A 15,507-nucleotide genomic window follows, 5' to 3' on the forward strand; every position below is an offset into this window, starting at 1 on the left:
CTACGCCAACGAGGTGTTGGATCATGCGTATGTGCGCTACAACGTGACCGAGGACACGAAGAAAGAAATCGATCCGATGATCAAAAAGCAGGCCCACTGAACGGATAAAGACGATGGCGAGAGGCTATGGGTCACGGAATGGGAAAAGAGGAGAGCCCTCTGGGGACTGTCGCTTCTTTTCTCGCCTATAGCCTCGTGTCCATCGTCTATGGCCTGATCGCCGTTTCAACCCTCTACGCCGACCACGATCAGCCGAAGTGGCGGCCGACCGGCGACGGGACCGAGGCCAAGCGGTTGGCCGCCTTGTCGGTGCCGGACGGCATGGTCCGGATTCCTGACGGGTGGTTCCCGATGGGCAGCGATCCCAAGGCCGACGAAGACGCGGGCCCGCAGGAACAGCCCCAGCGATGGGTGTACCTGGATGCGTTTGAAATGGATCGGTACGAAGTGTCGAACGCTCATTACCTCCGCTTCGTGTTGGCGACAGGCCGGATTGGACCGCCGTACTGGCGCGCCGATCCGTTCCCCGAGAAGATGGCCCTGCACCCGGTCATCGGCGTGAGCTGGCAAGATGCCGACGCCTACTGCCGATGGCTGGGCAAGCGCCTGCCCAGTGAAGCCGAATGGGAGAAAGCCGCACGCGGGGCAGACGCCCGCAAGTTTCCCTGGGGCAACGAACCGGCCGGGTGGAAGAAAAGCAACATCGCCCACCCCGGGTCCAAACGCGGGGTCAAGTATCCCCCGCTGGCCAACGTGGATCGGTACGATCACGGCGTCAGCCCCTACAAGGTTTACCAGATGGCGGGCAACGTGGCCGAGTGGGTCTCCGACTGGTTCGACCCGGAGTACTACCAATACGGAACCAGCTTCAACCCGACCGGCCCCGAGTGGGGCGAAGATCATGTCTATCGGGGAGGGTCGTGGAACGAAGACCCGGAAGTCGCCCGCTCGGCCGGCCGCGGCGCCCATGCCCCGAACCATCGGTCGTACCTGATCGGGTTTCGATGCGCGCAATCCATCACAAGAGCGGTCAGCGCTCAGCTGTCAGCCGTCAGCCCGAAACTGAATGCGAACCGCTGAGAGCTGAAAACTATTTGAGAAAGGAGACCGGGGATATGGACGCGGGCTCTGTCGAAAAATGGAAGCAACTCGACCGGTGGATCAATGCGCTGCTGATCGGCGCCATCGCCTTGGTCCTGGCCAACGCGGCCTGGGGTTTGGACACACAGGACATCACCGTGGAGTGGACGTCGGAAGGGAAGAAGATCGCGATGGAGCGGGCCAAGACCTGGCCCACCAAGGACGACATGGTGTCGGTCCCGGCCGGAACGTTCCTCATGGGCAGCGACAAGAAAACAGACCGCAACGCCTATGCGGCCGAACGTCCGCAGCGGATGGTCTATCTGAATGCCTTCAAGATCGACAAGTACGAGGTCACCGCGCTCCAGTATCTTAAATTCGTGTTGGCCCAGGACCGGCCGCCGCAAGTCGATTGGCGGTACGACGGCGGGAATTTCCAGGCCGGCATGGCCCACCATCCGATCATGCATGTGTCCTGGTACGACGCAGACGCCTACTGTCGATGGGCCGGCAAGCGCCTGCCGACCGAGGCGGAATGGGAAAAAGCCGCGCGGGGAGAGGACGGGCGGATGAATCCGTGGGGCAACCAATCGGCCGGGTTGAGCCGAGCGAACTTCGGCCGGACGGGGCTCTCCGGACCGGTGCGGGATCGCCCGGAACGGCTGTTGATGTACCCGCCAATCATTGCGGTGGACAAGTACGACAATGCGGTCAGCCCATATGGAGCCCATCAGATGATGGGCAACGTCGCGGAGTGGGTGGCGGATTGGTACGAGAAGGATTATTACGCCGCGGCCCCCGACCGCAATCCCCAGGGCCCGGACCGGGGAACCCAGAAAGCGTTTCGCGGGGGCGGGTGGATGGACAGCACCACCACGATGCGGGCCGCAATGCGGAACGGCACCGATCCGACCACCAAGATCAACTGGCTGGGCTTCCGCTGCGCGCACGACACGCAGGAACCGCAAGGGCAACAGATTTCCATGGTTCTGCCCGGTTCAACCTCCTAAGCGACGTCACCCCCAGGGCGAGCCGGCGCATCCACCGCCGGCTCGCCCTCTGTCGGCCTCCGCGCCAAAGCCCAGCTCCCGACCACGGCACGCCCCCGCTATGCCCATCGCCACACGTGTTCCTTCGCCTCTAGGCCTAACGCCCTAGCCCGCTCCCTGACCAAGATCAGCATTGGGCCTGTCGCAGATCAGTGCGCAAAACCAAGCCCGGCGCTATCGTGCCACCGTACCTACTACCTTGTGATGCGGAAAGGAGGGGGCGATGGGCAGCGGAGGAGACACATTCACAGATCGCATAAGACGGAGGTCGGGAATATGGCTGGCGCTGGCCCTCATCGGCCTTAGCTTTCCAGTCTCGGCATGGGCAGAAGAGAACCAGGTCTTCTTCCGGGGCGGGTTTGCGGGGCTGACCAGCAATCGGGCCAATGAAGTGTTCACCGACGTGTACGGCCGCAACAACCAGCGCAACGATTCGTCGATGGGGAGCTACGTCGGAGCCGGTCTGGACCTCGGGATGCACAAGAATTTTCTCGGGGTCAAAGGAATGTCGTTGGTCGGGGAATTGGGCATCGAATTGAAACGGTTCGACTCCCAAACGGTCACGCAAGCGGTGCCCTCCACCTGCGCAGGGGCCCTGGGCGGGGCCGCCCCCGGCTGCTCCGTCCGCAACAGCACGGTGGCCGTGACGATGTTGACTGTGGACGTGGCGCCGAAGCTCAAGTTCCGCGAAGGCGAGAAGCTGCGCCCCTGGATCATCCCGATCGGCGTGGATTTCCATGTCATCAGCCCTCCCTCGAACGCCACCACCTACTTGGATATGGGGCTGCAATGGGGCGCCGGGGTGGAATACAACATCTGGGGACCCCTGAACGTGGGAATCGACACCCGCTATCATTTAGCGGCCAACATGACGCAGACGACCAACAACTTCTACACGGCCGGAGCCTATCTCGGCCTCTTGTACTAAATCGGTCCCGCCTACCGGCCGGCGGCCGTGTGCCCGTCCGTCGGCCGGTCTGCAGGGGGAAGGCCGGAGTCCTCCGACGAGGTGGCTCCACCTCCAGCCACCTCGTTTCCTTCTCCCTGGGATGCCCAAAGTCTTGGACAATTGCCCCCGCCTCTGGTGCACTTCTCCACAATCACGCCTGTTGTTGCAGCCCCTTCCCCTCCATTCCAAACCGCTTCCATGGCTGCAACATTAAAGAACCGCCTCTGAAATAAGACCTTTCCCGAAGTTGCCTGCCGCTCCTCTTGTCCTCGCTATGTTTGGTGCCGCTCTTGCAGCAAGACTGGACGCAGGACGACCGAACAGGGTCGGCGTCCCGCGGGGAGAACGATGGCCCGTCACACATGCATCACCACCGGATGCGAGACTTGCGAGTTACGGTCCGAGTCCGTCATCTGCAATCTGCCGGCGGTCGGCCTCGCTTCGCTGGAGCAGATCACGCACCGGTTTCACTACGGGCCGAGGGAGACCATCTTCTACGAAGGCCATGCTTGCCTCGGCCTCTACCTGCTGTCGGCCGGCAAGGTCAAGCTGACCCGCTCCTCGGTGCGCGGCCAACGGCACATCGTGCGCATTCTGACGGCAGGCCAACTGCTCGAAACACACGCGTTCCAGGAGGACGCGACTCATCTGGCGACCTGCGAGACGCTGGAAACGTCGCAAATCTGCCTCATCGAACGCGACGGCTACTTGGCGCTTGTCCGGCATGACCCTCAGCTCGCGGTCAACCTGATCCAGCTCCTCAGCGGCGAGCTGGGGCGGCAGCGGGACGAAGTGGACTCGTTTACGTTCAAGAGCGCCAGGGAGCGGTTGGCGGCCTTGCTCCTCGAGTTGAGTCATCGGTTCGGGCATGAGACCGGCACGACCGTGGAGCTTCGACTGCCCCTCAAACGAGAAGAAATGGCCGAGCTGCTCGGCGTGACCGTGGAAACCGCCATCCGCCTGTTGAGCGCGTTTCGCATCGAGGGGCTCGTGCGCCTGAACGGCCGGATCATCACGCTCCTGAACCGGGACCGACTGGCGAGAATCGCGCGGCACCCCGACATTGCGTAGCCCAAAGATCAGGCCTGACGGATCGTTCACAAAGTAAGAAAAATGGTGTATGCTGGCAGCCTTTGCCCATCCTGGGTGAATCGGATGACCGCTTTGGAAGAGCTACAGAAAGACTACCCAGCCACGATCCGCATCGCCGGCATCAAGGTGCGGGGGCGCGGCGACGTCAAGAAGATGGGCGTCGGCGACGCCTTGCTGCGCGTGGGCGACCACGTGATCCTGGCGGTGGACCGGGAGCCGACGTACGGCATCGTGCACACGGAGCCTGCGCCCATGCCGTTCATCCCGCCCATGCGGGTCATGCAATCCATCGTGCGCCCGGCCACGGAGGCCGATCGGGCTCAAATCTCGCGACACGAACGGATGGCCCAGGAAGGGATGAGCTTCTGCCGGGAGCGGGCCAAAGCGCTCGGGCTGGAATTAAAAATGGTGGAGGTCTACGCCTCGTTCATCAGGCGGGAGCTCACCTTCGTCTATACGTCCGAGGACCGCATCGATTTTCGCCAGCTGGTGCGCGAACTGGCCCGCCGGTTCGGCGGCCGGATCGAGATGCGGCACATCGGTTCGCGGGAGGAAGCCAAACTGATCGGCGGCGTGGACTCCTGCGGCCTGACCCTCTGTTGCTCCGCCTTCATGACGGACTTCCGACCCGTCAGCGTCAAGAAGGCCAGACACCATGGCCAGGATCTGAGCATGAATGAGAATCGACTCATCGGTATTTGCGGCCGTCTCAAGTGCTGCCTGATGTTCGAGGAAATGGAGACGCGGGCCGCGGCCTCCGGGCAGCCGTCTCGGCCGCCGCTGATCACCCCGACCAGACTGCCGAGCGTTCAGCCCTCAGCCAAGCACTGACCGCTGAAAACTGATCGCTGAGAGCTTCCCGCCATGCTTGTGCTCGTCTGGATTCACCTCCTGGCCGACGTCCTCTGGATCGGGGGGATGTTGTTCCTCTCGCTCACGTTGGTCCCCGTGCTGCAGCAGAACACGTTTGCCTCCTCTCGCCGTCCCTTCTTCAAAGCCATCGCCCTGCGGTTTCGCCGGCTCGCCTGGCTGTGCATCCTGCTCTTGCTGGTCACCGGACCGCTGCTGCTCAGCCGGCACGTGGCCTTCCCTCTGGCCCCGACGACCTGGCCGCCAGTCGTGCAGGCCAAGCTGACGCTGGTATTCGTGCTGCTCCTGCTGACGGCGATTCACGACTTGGCGCTTGGCCCCCGCGTCGGCCGCATCCTCAGCGTTCCGGAGGAGAGCCGCTCCGACCGGGACCGCTGGCTCGTCGGCTCGTCCCGCTGGGTGCCGCGCCTATCGCTCCTCCTCGCGCTGGGAATCTTGTTTTGCGCCGTGATGCTCGCGCGACGATAACCGACCGACCCTGTGGTCTTCTGCTACAGCAAGAGGTGTCCGGCTGTAGCGCAACTCCTCCCTCCGGAACAGCAACCCTCCATAACTTTACGAACCGGCTGATTTGACTGCAAAAATTCTTCTCCGTCCATCTCCTGCTCCTGGCTCCCTCCTTGCTTTCTGAGCATGACGTCGAGTGTGAATCTTTCCCGTCCGGGTCGCCGTGTTCCGGCATCACGGCGCCTTGCTCGGGTTCGGCAGGTGGCGGTTCCGCGAGCAGTTCGAATGGGAAGGCGCGGCCATGAATAAGAAGCTCTCTTTTTCGATCTGGTACATCTTCCTCGCGATCTGGGCGGTGATCCTCGTGCACGATTTCATCCATACCCTGCAGAAGATCGAAGAATTGCCCTACAGTCAGTTCAAGACCCTGGTCGCGACCGGCAAAGTGGCGGAGGTCTCCGTGAGCGGCCAGATCCTGACCGGCAAACTCAAACCGGAGGGGGAATCGAAAGAGCCGCGGTTGTTCAGGACGATCCGCGTCGAAGATCCGGACCTGGTCAAGGAACTCACCCAGCATGGCGTCACCTTCACCGGCGTCATCGAAACCACGTTCTGGCGCGATGTGCTCTCATGGGTCGTGCCGGTCGTCCTCTTTGTCGGCGTCTGGTTCTTCATCTTTCAGCGACTGGGCCAAGCTCAAGGCGGCTTCATGCGGGTGGGCCAGTCCAAAGCGAAGATCTACATGGAGAAAGACATCAAAGTGACCTTCGCCGACGTCGCCGGGGTGGATGAAGCCAAGGAAGAATTGCAGGAGGTGATCGAGTTCCTGAAGACCCCGGAGAAGTTCACCAAGCTGGGAGGGAAGATTCCGAAGGGTATTCTCTTGGTCGGCCCGCCGGGAACCGGGAAAACGCTGCTGGCGCGCGCCGTCGCCGGCGAAGCCGCCGTGCCGTTTTTCAGCATCAGCGGGTCCGAGTTTGTCGAGATGTTCGTCGGGGTCGGCGCGGCCCGCGTGCGCGATCTGTTCGAACAGGCCAAGCTCAAGGCGCCCTGCATCATCTTCATCGATGAACTCGACGCACTGGGCAAGGCCCGCGGGATGGGGCCCCTGGCTCATGAGGAGCGCGAGCAGACGCTCAATCAATTGCTGGTCGAGATGGACGGCTTCGATCCGCGCATCGGGGTGATCCTGATGGCCGCGACCAACAGGCCGGAGATCCTCGATCCGGCGCTGCTGCGCGCGGGCCGTTTCGACCGACACGTGTTGGTCGATCGACCGGACAAAGTCGGCCGCCTGGCGATCCTGCGCGTGCATGCCAAGCAGGTGGCGCTGGCCAGCGATGCCGACCTCGAGACGGTCGCCGGCATGACCCCTGGGTTCTCCGGCGCAGACCTCGCCAACATCGTCAACGAAGCGGCGCTGCTCGCGGTCCGCCGCGGGAAGGATCAGGTGGGGCTCTCGGAACTGCAGGAAGCGGTCGAACGGGTGATCGCCGGACTGGAAAAGAAAAATCGCGTCCTGAACAAGATGGAGAAGGAGCGCGTGGCCTACCACGAAACCGGCCACGCGTTGGTGGCGCTCTCGCTGCCGGGAGGCGATCAGGTGCAGAAAATTTCCATCATCCCGCGCGGCATTGCCGCGCTCGGGTACACGCTTCAACTCCCGACGGAAGACCGGTTTCTCATGACCCAGTCCGAGTTGGAGAACAAGATCGCCGTGTTGTTGGGCGGACGAATCGCGGAGGAATTGGTTTTCGGCGAGGCCTCGACGGGCGCGCAAAACGATCTCGTCAAGGCGACTGATATCGCCAAGAGCATGGTCAAGGCCTATGGGATGAGCGAGAAGCTGGGGACCATCACGTTGGAGCGAGAACGGCAGCCGCAGTTCGTTCAGATTCAGGCCCCCCAAGAGAAAGGCGATTACTCGGAAGAGACCGCCCGGGAGATCGATTGCGAAGTGCGGCGGATCATCGACGAACAGTACGAACGGGTGAAGCAGCTCGTGGGCGAGAAGAAAGCCGCCCTTCAAGAAGGCGCGACGCTCTTGCTGGAACGGGAGGTCATCACCGGGAGCGATCTGAAGACCATTATGGACAAGGCGTAAGGGACTTGCCCGGGCTGTTCGGATAGCGCCGCGTCGACTCGAACCGGATCTGCAATGATGGAACACACGGACGCAACTCTGACAAATGGGACGCCGGCCTCCCTCGACCGGCTTGACGACCAGACCCTGTCGTGCGGAGGGGCCTGGACCTTGTCCTGCCTGGATGGAATCGAGCGCCGACTGGCCTCCCTCCGCCGGCCGGAGGCGGCGGCGGTCGTGTGTGACGCGACCCGGATCACCGCCATGGATGTCAGCGGCGCCTGGCTGCTCCGGCACACGGTGAACAGCCTGGCGACGGAGGGCCGCACGGTGGAACTGCGCGGTCTGCGCCCGGAGTTCGCCCAATTGCTCCAGATCGTGTCTACGACCGCCACGAGCCTCGCTCCGGCCGAAGGCGGAGGCGCGGCCTCATGGCTGGAACGGCTCGGACTTCGGGCCTGGCGCGAGGCGGCCGACAGCGTCAAGGCCCTGGCCTTTTTCGGCGAAAGCAGCGCGGCACTGGGACAATGGCTTGCGGGCCCGCGGCTCATCCGGTGGCGGGCTCTGATCCGGAGCTTGGAGCTGGACGGGTTCAACGCCCTCCCCATCGTGGGCCTCCTGTCCTTCCTCATGGGCGTGGTGATCGCCTATCAGGGAGCGGAACAGTTGCGGACCTTCGGCGGCAACATCTTCATCGTGGACCTCGTCGGCATCGCCCTGCTGCGGGAGATCGCCCCCCTGGTCACCGCCATCCTCGTGGCCGGCCGCTCCGGCTCCGCCTATGCCGCCCAGCTCGGCACGATGAAGGTGACCGAGGAATTGGACGCGATCCGCACCCTGGGCCTCTCGCCGATGGAGTTGCTGGTGCTGCCCAAGGTCCTGGCGCTCGTCCTGGCCCTGCCGTTGTTGACCGTCTACGCGGATGCGGTCGGGGTCTTCGGCGGCATGCTGATCGCCTCGAGCCAGTTGCACGTGAACTTCACCGAGTTCCTCACACGCTTCGAGGATGCCGTCGCGCTGCGGCATTTCCTGATCGGAGTGGGTAAGGCCCCGGTCTTCGCCGTCATCATCGCCCTGGTCGGATGTTACCAAGGCTTTCAGATCCGGGGCGGTGTGGACGATGTCGGACGCCGCACCACGGTCAGCGTGGTGCAGGCCATCTTCATGGTCATCGTCGTGGACGCCTTCTTCTCCGTCGCCTTGAGTTGGCTGAATCTATGAACGGGACCGACGCCGTCATCGAAGTGGACCACTTGTCGACCCGCTTCGGCCAAGCCGTCGTGCACGAGGACGTGAGCGTGACGGTCAACCGGGGGGAGGTCTTCGGCATCGCCGGGGGCAACGGCTGCGGGAAGTCCACGCTCTTGCGCGAGATCCTGCTGCTTCAGCAGCCGACATCGGGCCGCATCAAAGTCTTCGGGCATGAGGTCGGCCTGATGTCCTCGTCCGAGGTGCGGGCGCTGCGGCGGCGTTGCGGGGTGCTGTTCCAATACGGCGCGCTGTTCAGTTCGCTGACCGTCCTCGAGAACGTCGAAGCGCCGCTCAAGGAGCACACAAGGCTCGGCGACGACCTGGTCCGCGAACTCGCGTTGCTGAAGATCGCCCTCACCGGCTTTCCTCTGGCCAGCATCGGGAAACTCCCCAACGAACTTAGCGGCGGGATGCGCCGGCGCGCCGCCCTGGCGCGGGCCATCGCCCTGGACCCGGAGTTGCTGTTTCTGGACGAGCCCACCGCCGGGCTCGACCCGGTGAGCGCCAGCGGGTTCGACGAACTGGTGGAGCATCTCCAGCGGCTGCTTGACCTGACCATCGTGATCGTCACGCACGACCTCGATTCGCTCTGGCGGGTGGTGGACCGAGTGGCCATCATGGGGGACGGCCGGATCTTGGGAACCGGCACGATGGAGGAGCTGTCCCGCTCGGATGATTCGGTGATCCGCCTCTACTTCCACGGCCCCAGAGGCAGAGCCGCCAAGAAACAGGCGGAGGAGCAGTTATGGAACCAAAAGTGAACTATACGCTCGTCGGAGCCTTCGTGCTCATCCTGACCGCGGCACTCGCCGGCGCCGTCCTCTGGCTGGGCGAGGGAGATTACCGGAAGGTCTACGACCGCTACTACGCCTATCTGGGTGAATCAGTGTCAGGATTGAGCGTCAACTCGCCGGTGAAATACCGCGGGGTGGAGGTGGGACGGGTAAAGGAGATCATCCTCAGCCCGGACAATCCCGAAGAGGTGCGGCTGACCTTTGACATCGCCCGAGGCACCCCCGTGAAGGAAGACACGTTGGCGGTGCTGGACACCCAGGGGCTGACCGGCCTCGCCATCGTGAACCTGACCGGAGGCAGTAAAGCCTCCCCGCCGTTGGAAGCGAAACCGGGGTACGAGTATCCGGTGATCAAGTCCGGCCCCTCGCTCCTCTATCGGCTGGACACGGCGATCACCCGGTTACTCGTCGACCAAAGCCTGACCAAGTTTCTCGCCAATTCCACCGGCTTGGTCCAGGATGCCCGGCTCTTCCTGGGCGATGATAACCGCGCTGCCTTCGCGCAGGCCCTGACCGATTTGTCCAAGGTTTCGCACACCCTTGCCCAGCGCACCGAACAATTGGACCAGGGCGTTGCCAGCGCAACGGAGACGTTCCGGAACTTGGCCAAGTTCAGCCGGACCCTCGATCAGGACCTGCCTCCGATCATCGCCAGGGTCGGCCGCAGTGCCGGAGCGCTGGAAACCATGTCGAAGGAGCTGGCCCGCACCGGCACGTCGGTCAATGCCCTGGTGGCGGACACGAAGCCGACACTGGAGCAGTTCACTGGGCAAACCTTGGGCGAGACCGCCCTCCTCGTCGCCGAACTTCGCCAGCTTACTGCGACGCTCCAGCGCGTGGCTTCGGACTTAGAACGGGAACCGAACGTATTGGTCTTCGGTCGCGCCCCCCAGCCGCGAGGGCCGGGCGAATGAGCATGAGAAGGACGATGACGAGGCGACTCCGACAACCGGCTTGGGCCGTCCTGCTGTTGGCCGGCGTGACGCTCGTGGCCGCGTGCAGCCTAGCCGCTCCAAGGAACGAACCGGAAATGCACATCCATTTCCTGAATCCCGACGAGCCGGCAGACAGCACAACAGACCGGGCCGACAAGAAAGAAGGGAACGCCACCTTGCTGGTGAGCCTTCCGCAAGCCCAAGCCGGCTTCGAGACGGCCCGCATGGCCTATCTCCTCCGCGCCCATGAGATCCGCTACTTCGCCGTTCATCAATGGGCCGACACGCCGGGGAGGATGCTGACCCCGCTCCTGAGGCGGGCACTGGAGAAAGCCGACGACTGGCGCGCCGTGGTGCAGGCTCCCGCTGCGGTGCGAAGCGACTTCCGGCTGGACGCAGACCAGTTGGCCCTGCTCCAGGATTTCACGACGCGCCCCAGCCGCGTGCGCCTGATCCTGCGCGTACAGCTCGTGGACCTGAAGGGACAGCAGGTCATCGGTGCGCGCCGTTTCGAGGCGGTGGAAGCGGCTCCCAGCGACGATCCGTATGGCGGAGTCGAGGCGGCCAGTCGGGCCCTGTCCAAGCTGCTCGACCAGGTAACAACCTGGCTCAGCGGCTGTATGAAGAAGACCCCGAGCGCCTGCTAGAAGCGAAGTAAAAGAGCCCCTGCGGACATGAAAGAGGTTTTCCAATCTCTTCCCGAGCGTCTGTCCCCACAGCGCCACCGTGACACCTCTATGGAGAGCCGATCGCCGAGGGCCCTGTTCCGCTGTGGCGTCTCGCACTAGAGCGCCCTTGCCCCTGTAGCATTTCGCTCCACTGATCTCTCAGCCCTTCGCCATCCTCGCCAAACCCCTTGTTTCGATGGCACTGTTCCGCGATACACTGCCTCCATCCTTGGCATGTTCCTGGCAGGAGCAGAGGCACGTAGATTCTCTCCATCCAGAGCCTTCACCGAGCAAGATGACCTCATGAAGCCACTCTTTCTAACGATCATCATCGGGTCATCGCTGCTCTTCTGGGTGGAAATACCGTTGGTATCGGCGGCACACGGGGATTCTGGACGGGGAAAACTCCTGTATGAACAGCATTGCGCCAGCTGCCACGGAGCCAGCGGTAAAGGGGAGGCTCCGGCCGGCACCGCATTCATTCCGCCCGCAGCCGACCTGACCAGCGTGAAGAGTCAACATAAATTGGACGCCGTGCTCGCGAACATGATCGAACATGGAAAACCGGGAACGGAGATGGCGGCCTGGAAGGGGCGCCTCGCCGGCGGGGAGATCAACGACATCGTAACTTATGTCAGAACCTTGGGAACGTCGGCGCCATGAACGCCAGCCGATGGAGCCTCATCGCCATTCTGCTATGGGTCGTCGGTGTCGCGGTCCTGGCAGTTCTGTTCGTGAAGGGCGCGACGAAGCCGGGAGCGGACGGGCGGACCGAGATATCGTTAGCCCCTTCGGAACGCGACCTGGTGCTTGGAGAGATGCGCGATTTGCTCAAGGCCGTGCACCGGGTGGTCACCTGGGCCGGCGGGCCGAACCAAACGGCGGACCGTCAAGCCGTCGAGCAAGCGGCCCGGGCGGCAGGCATGGGCATGGCGGCCGACGTGAATCCTTCGCTCATGGCCAAGCTGCCGCTGGCGTTCAAGCAGATGGGCATGTCGGTGCACAAGGATTTCGACGGGATGGCCGACGCCATCGGACAAAAGGAACAGCCGCAACAGATTCTGCAACGCCTGTCGAGCATCACGGCCCGCTGCACGACCTGTCATGACCTGTATCGGTTGCCGGGAGGAAAATAGCCGTCAGCGTTCAGCTTCGGATTCCGAAGGCTGAGAGGGGGATACTGACAGTTTCTCAAGAAGGAGGTAGAATCATGACCTGCAACGTAGGCGGAATCGAACGACCGATTCGCATCGGCTTAGGTGCGGGCCTGTTGGGGCTCGGAGCCTTCGGCGGGCTCTCGACTATTGCGATGACCGCGGCCTTGGTGGTCGGCGGGGTCGCGTTGGTGACAGGCCTCATCGGCTACTGTCCGGCCTGGACCCTCTTGGGAATCAATACTTGTCCGACGAAGCAGCCAGACAAGACACACTGACCCCTGAGGAAGACGAGCGAACATGGACCAGGATTCCCTCATACTCTCGCCCCCCATCCGATGGTGCCGCACCCTTGCCGGCGCGGCAAGCTTGCTGTTGGTACTCGGGTGCCAACCGGTGCCAAAGGCCGACTCCGCGGCCGCTCACGCGGGCCTCATCGGCAAGACCAAACAAGAGATCGTCACGTGCGCCGGCCCCTCGCGCAGCGAAACACGTCAGGGCCAACAGACGGTCTTGCTCTACCACAAGGACGCCCCGGCCTTCGAGCACTCCTTTTTCGGGTCCAAAGCCAGCGTGGGCGCAGTCCATCATGAATGTACGGCCGTTCTCACGCTCAATGACGACCGGGTCGTAGCGGTGGAGTACCGACCCGAGCCGCCGTCGATCGCGGGGGAAGACCATTGCGAGGAGATTTTCTATAGTTGCGTCCCATAGCCCGTGACGTGCCCGGCTCTTGAGGAAGGTACCGTTTGTCGATGTACCAGCCTGAGCAACGGCTGGCGCGCACGATGCCGGAACACTGCAGCCTGGTCGGGCTCGCGACGGATCGTCTTCGGGTAGATCGCAGATTTGCCCGGTTATGTGTTAATTTTGAAGCGATCCCTGTCGGCAGGCCGACCGGTGCCGCAACCGGACGAATCCTTTTTCAGAAGCCTGTCTCTCGTAGGGACAGAACCAGTGCCAAAATCCTTACCCACTCACCAATAGGAGGCTATAATGTCCAAATCATTTGCCGTCATCGGCGCCTTTGCCATGGCCCTGCTCGCCGGCGGGACCGCCCAAGCGGAAGAGAAGAAGCCAAGCCCGGCAGAGGGGTTCAATATCCATGTCATGGCCCCGCATAAGTTCGAAGACGGGACCGTGCATGGCCCCTATCACCATTACTGCAAGGGGATCTCGCCCGAAGTCCTGCAATGTCTCCTGTTCGAATCCACCGATCCCAACGCCCTGCTCACCGACGTGGAGTATTTCATCGCCAAGCCGGTCTCCCGCGCCCACGTGCCGCTGAAGACCTGGAACAAGTACTACCACGACCATGAAATCGAGATCGCCACGGGGCGCGTGCAAATCCTGGACATGCCCGAGGCTCAGGCCAAGGAAGTCGCGGCGGCGGCGGCTCAGACCGACGGCATCATCTTCCACCTCTGGCCGGATGGAGCCAAGGCGCCGAACGGCGTGGTGGGTCACCCGCAATCCGTCGGGCACAAGCACCGGAAACCGGAAAAGACGGACAAGTAACCGACCGCCTGACGCTCCAGCCGGGAGGACGCCTTCGCGCATCCTCCCGGCGGAAGGCAGGCCTTTCCTCGAAAGGAGCCCGCGAAGCGGTGAATCGTTCCCGGTTCCTCCTCCTTGCCAGCGTCGTCCTGCTCCAAGGACTCGATCCGAGCTGGGGCGCAGACCGTGAGGTTCTGCGCCCCCGTGTCCCCGCGGACCAGCTTGCAGCCGCCCGTTCCGTCACGAATCCCCTGCCGGCCACGCCCGAGATGATCGAGCAGGGCAAGACCCTGTTCAACGGCAAGGCCTTCTGCCGGGCCTGTCACGGGGCCGACGGCAAGGGCCTCGGTGCCGATCTCCAACTCAAAGGCCCGCTCCCGAGAAACTTCACCGACAAGGCCTGGCAAAATGCCCGCTCGGACGGAGAACTCATCTGGATTCTCAAGAACGGCAGCCCGGGCACGGACATGGCGCCGTTTATTCCCCTGGTCCTGATGGAAGAGGAGGCCTGGCAGGTGCTGCTCTATGTCAGGTCCTTCGGCCAGCCCTGACGGTGTGGGGACCGGGGGGACAGGATGGCGGCGGGCCTGCCTCGTCGCCTGTGCGGTCACTGCCCTCTTCGCGTCCCACGCAGAGGCGGCCGAATCCGGATGGTCCGCAGTCGCCGAAGCCAAGACCTCCTACACCACCGATGTGTTTCAGTTCTCCTCCGCCCGCCGGTTGGCCCTGGGCGAAGATCCGAGCCAGCCGACGATCGTACCGCTCGACAAACCGTCGGATGTGATCGTCGAGCCCTCCGTCGAGGCGAAGCGGTCGTTGGAGACAAGTTGGGGCCGGACGGAACTGTCCGCCAAGGCCCATGGCTTTCTCTACACCGAGCACTCCATCTTCAATCACGCCGAGTATCGGCTTCAGGCCAAGCAGGAGCTGGACCGCGACACCTCCCTGTTGCTTCGGTATCGGTACGTCCCGAACTTGTTCCTCGGGCCGAACTTCTCGGCCCAGACCTCGCCCCGCTCGCTGCAGGAAGAACGGGTCACCTCGAACGGGTGGCGGGCCGAACTTGAGCGGAAGCTGACGGAGGCCTGGACGGTCGCCCTGATCGGCCGTTACGGGTTGCGGCTCTACAATCAAGCCTTTGCCGAACGGGACACGACCTTCTACACCGGCGGGGGACAGGTCGGCTATCTCGCCGCGCCCTGGGCCAGGTTGACGCTGGCCTACCTCTATGAACGGGGTTTGGCCGACGGGCGCGGGAACCTGCAACTCAAGGACGATGTGTCCTACATCCAGCAGTTCATCTCCTTCAAGACGGAGTTCCGCCTGGCCGATCCGCTGTCGTTGGATCTCGACTATGTTTTTCGGCTCACGGACTTCACCAGCACAATCATCGGCGATAGCCACCGCCATCGGCAGGACGTGACGAACCAGGGGCGGGCGGAACTGCGTTATGCGGCGACCAAGGCCCTGGCTCTGTCCTTGAGCATCCAGCAGACGCAGCGGACCTCTACCGCAAGCGCGTCCGGCTTCAACGACACCATCACCTCGATCGGCGCCCAATACACATTCTAGCCAACTGACGGGGCCGAGACCGGCGGTAGGATGCCGAAACTCCACTGTGGCATCTTGCGCCAGGAT

General features: G+C 63.1%; 19 protein-coding genes. All 19 read left to right on the top strand.

The window, feature by feature from the left end; all coding sequences use genetic code 11:
• A partial coding sequence (locus tag EPO61_10905; GenBank protein ID TAJ07951.1) for a carboxypeptidase regulatory-like domain-containing protein occupies nucleotides 1-100 on the top strand: 100 nt, incomplete at its 5' end.
• A 26-nt stretch (nucleotides 101-126) separates the two neighbouring features.
• Nucleotides 127-1,080 (top strand): formylglycine-generating enzyme family protein, encoded by a 954-nt coding sequence (locus EPO61_10910; protein TAJ07952.1) that lies wholly within the window; start codon nucleotides 127-129, stop codon nucleotides 1,078-1,080.
• A 35-nt stretch (nucleotides 1,081-1,115) separates the two neighbouring features.
• Nucleotides 1,116-2,090: a formylglycine-generating enzyme family protein gene (locus tag EPO61_10915; GenBank protein ID TAJ07953.1), complete on the top strand. Its 975-nt coding sequence runs from the start codon at nucleotides 1,116-1,118 to the stop codon at nucleotides 2,088-2,090.
• 262 nt (nucleotides 2,091-2,352) lie between these two features.
• Nucleotides 2,353-3,057, top strand: coding sequence for a hypothetical protein (locus EPO61_10920; GenBank protein TAJ07954.1), 705 nt, complete (start codon nucleotides 2,353-2,355; stop codon nucleotides 3,055-3,057).
• Between the two features lie 369 nt (nucleotides 3,058-3,426).
• The gene (locus EPO61_10925; protein TAJ07955.1) at nucleotides 3,427-4,149 is read left to right on the top strand and encodes a Crp/Fnr family transcriptional regulator; all 723 of its coding nucleotides are present in this window, start codon (nucleotides 3,427-3,429) and stop codon (nucleotides 4,147-4,149) included.
• A 42-nt stretch (nucleotides 4,150-4,191) separates the two neighbouring features.
• Nucleotides 4,192-5,001: a stage 0 sporulation family protein gene (locus tag EPO61_10930; protein TAJ07956.1), complete on the top strand. Its 810-nt coding sequence runs from the start codon at nucleotides 4,192-4,194 to the stop codon at nucleotides 4,999-5,001.
• Between the two features lie 33 nt (nucleotides 5,002-5,034).
• Nucleotides 5,035-5,508, top strand: coding sequence for a hypothetical protein (locus EPO61_10935; GenBank protein TAJ07957.1), 474 nt, complete (start codon nucleotides 5,035-5,037; stop codon nucleotides 5,506-5,508).
• A 280-nt stretch (nucleotides 5,509-5,788) separates the two neighbouring features.
• On the top strand, nucleotides 5,789-7,591 hold the full coding sequence (locus EPO61_10940; protein ID TAJ07958.1) for an ATP-dependent metallopeptidase FtsH/Yme1/Tma family protein: 1,803 nt from the start codon (nucleotides 5,789-5,791) through the stop codon (nucleotides 7,589-7,591).
• Nucleotides 7,592-7,648: 57 nt separating this feature from the next.
• Nucleotides 7,649-8,791: an MlaE family lipid ABC transporter permease subunit gene (locus tag EPO61_10945; GenBank protein ID TAJ08044.1), complete on the top strand. Its 1,143-nt coding sequence runs from the start codon at nucleotides 7,649-7,651 to the stop codon at nucleotides 8,789-8,791.
• Nucleotides 8,788-9,582, top strand: coding sequence for an ATP-binding cassette domain-containing protein (locus EPO61_10950; protein ID TAJ07959.1), 795 nt, complete (start codon nucleotides 8,788-8,790; stop codon nucleotides 9,580-9,582). The genes EPO61_10945 and EPO61_10950 overlap by 4 nt, the downstream gene beginning before the upstream one ends.
• Entirely contained in the window at nucleotides 9,567-10,529 is a 963-nt protein-coding gene (locus tag EPO61_10955) for an MCE family protein (GenBank protein ID TAJ07960.1), read from the top strand. The genes EPO61_10950 and EPO61_10955 overlap by 16 nt, the downstream gene beginning before the upstream one ends.
• Nucleotides 10,526-11,197 carry a hypothetical protein gene (locus EPO61_10960; protein ID TAJ07961.1) on the top strand — a complete coding sequence of 224 codons (672 nt, stop codon included), beginning with the start codon at nucleotides 10,526-10,528 and terminating at the stop codon, nucleotides 11,195-11,197. Before EPO61_10955 ends, EPO61_10960 begins: the two co-directional genes overlap by 4 nt.
• Nucleotides 11,198-11,452: 255 nt before the next feature.
• Nucleotides 11,453-11,881: a cytochrome c gene (locus EPO61_10965; GenBank protein TAJ07962.1), complete on the top strand. Its 429-nt coding sequence runs from the start codon at nucleotides 11,453-11,455 to the stop codon at nucleotides 11,879-11,881.
• Nucleotides 11,878-12,354 carry a hypothetical protein gene (locus tag EPO61_10970; protein TAJ07963.1) on the top strand — a complete coding sequence of 159 codons (477 nt, stop codon included), beginning with the start codon at nucleotides 11,878-11,880 and terminating at the stop codon, nucleotides 12,352-12,354. Before EPO61_10965 ends, EPO61_10970 begins: the two co-directional genes overlap by 4 nt.
• 74 nt (nucleotides 12,355-12,428) lie before the next feature.
• Nucleotides 12,429-12,650 (top strand): DUF2892 domain-containing protein, encoded by a 222-nt coding sequence (locus EPO61_10975; protein TAJ07964.1) that lies wholly within the window; start codon nucleotides 12,429-12,431, stop codon nucleotides 12,648-12,650.
• Between the two features lie 22 nt (nucleotides 12,651-12,672).
• Nucleotides 12,673-13,086, top strand: a complete 414-nt coding sequence (locus EPO61_10980; GenBank protein TAJ07965.1) for a hypothetical protein — start codon at nucleotides 12,673-12,675, stop codon at nucleotides 13,084-13,086.
• A gap of 282 nt (nucleotides 13,087-13,368) precedes the next feature.
• Nucleotides 13,369-13,890, top strand: a complete 522-nt coding sequence (locus tag EPO61_10985) for a DUF1264 domain-containing protein (GenBank protein TAJ07966.1) — start codon at nucleotides 13,369-13,371, stop codon at nucleotides 13,888-13,890.
• A gap of 128 nt (nucleotides 13,891-14,018) precedes the next feature.
• Nucleotides 14,019-14,420, top strand: coding sequence for a cytochrome c (locus tag EPO61_10990; GenBank protein ID TAJ08045.1), 402 nt, complete (start codon nucleotides 14,019-14,021; stop codon nucleotides 14,418-14,420).
• Nucleotides 14,395-15,441: a hypothetical protein gene (locus tag EPO61_10995; protein TAJ07967.1), complete on the top strand. Its 1,047-nt coding sequence runs from the start codon at nucleotides 14,395-14,397 to the stop codon at nucleotides 15,439-15,441. Before EPO61_10990 ends, EPO61_10995 begins: the two co-directional genes overlap by 26 nt.
• Nucleotides 15,442-15,507 lie beyond the last annotated feature (66 nt).

The organism is Nitrospirota bacterium (assembly GCA_004296885.1).
Taxonomy (GTDB): Bacteria; Nitrospirota; Nitrospiria; order Nitrospirales; family Nitrospiraceae; genus SYGV01.

What these genes read in the sequence shown, in the direction of transcription:
- EPO61_10910 (TAJ07952.1), top strand. Translation starts at nt 127, where the DNA reads ATGGGTCACGGAATGGGAAAAGAGGAGAGCCCTCTGGGGACTGTCGCT.
- EPO61_10915 (TAJ07953.1), top strand. Translation starts at nt 1,116, where the DNA reads ATGGACGCGGGCTCTGTCGAAAAATGGAAGCAACTCGACCGGTGGATC.
- EPO61_10920 (TAJ07954.1), top strand. Translation starts at nt 2,353, where the DNA reads ATGGGCAGCGGAGGAGACACATTCACAGATCGCATAAGACGGAGGTCG.
- EPO61_10925 (TAJ07955.1), top strand. Translation starts at nt 3,427, where the DNA reads ATGGCCCGTCACACATGCATCACCACCGGATGCGAGACTTGCGAGTTA.
- EPO61_10930 (TAJ07956.1), top strand. Translation starts at nt 4,192, where the DNA reads ATGGTGTATGCTGGCAGCCTTTGCCCATCCTGGGTGAATCGGATGACC.
- EPO61_10935 (TAJ07957.1), top strand. Translation starts at nt 5,035, where the DNA reads ATGCTTGTGCTCGTCTGGATTCACCTCCTGGCCGACGTCCTCTGGATC.
- EPO61_10940 (TAJ07958.1), top strand. Translation starts at nt 5,789, where the DNA reads ATGAATAAGAAGCTCTCTTTTTCGATCTGGTACATCTTCCTCGCGATC.
- EPO61_10945 (TAJ08044.1), top strand. Translation starts at nt 7,649, where the DNA reads ATGGAACACACGGACGCAACTCTGACAAATGGGACGCCGGCCTCCCTC.
- EPO61_10950 (TAJ07959.1), top strand. Translation starts at nt 8,788, where the DNA reads ATGAACGGGACCGACGCCGTCATCGAAGTGGACCACTTGTCGACCCGC.
- EPO61_10955 (TAJ07960.1), top strand. Translation starts at nt 9,567, where the DNA reads ATGGAACCAAAAGTGAACTATACGCTCGTCGGAGCCTTCGTGCTCATC.
- EPO61_10960 (TAJ07961.1), top strand. Translation starts at nt 10,526, where the DNA reads ATGAGCATGAGAAGGACGATGACGAGGCGACTCCGACAACCGGCTTGG.
- EPO61_10965 (TAJ07962.1), top strand. Translation starts at nt 11,453, where the DNA reads ATGTTCCTGGCAGGAGCAGAGGCACGTAGATTCTCTCCATCCAGAGCC.
- EPO61_10970 (TAJ07963.1), top strand. Translation starts at nt 11,878, where the DNA reads ATGAACGCCAGCCGATGGAGCCTCATCGCCATTCTGCTATGGGTCGTC.
- EPO61_10975 (TAJ07964.1), top strand. Translation starts at nt 12,429, where the DNA reads ATGACCTGCAACGTAGGCGGAATCGAACGACCGATTCGCATCGGCTTA.
- EPO61_10980 (TAJ07965.1), top strand. Translation starts at nt 12,673, where the DNA reads ATGGACCAGGATTCCCTCATACTCTCGCCCCCCATCCGATGGTGCCGC.
- EPO61_10985 (TAJ07966.1), top strand. Translation starts at nt 13,369, where the DNA reads ATGTCCAAATCATTTGCCGTCATCGGCGCCTTTGCCATGGCCCTGCTC.
- EPO61_10995 (TAJ07967.1), top strand. Translation starts at nt 14,395, where the DNA reads ATGTCAGGTCCTTCGGCCAGCCCTGACGGTGTGGGGACCGGGGGGACA.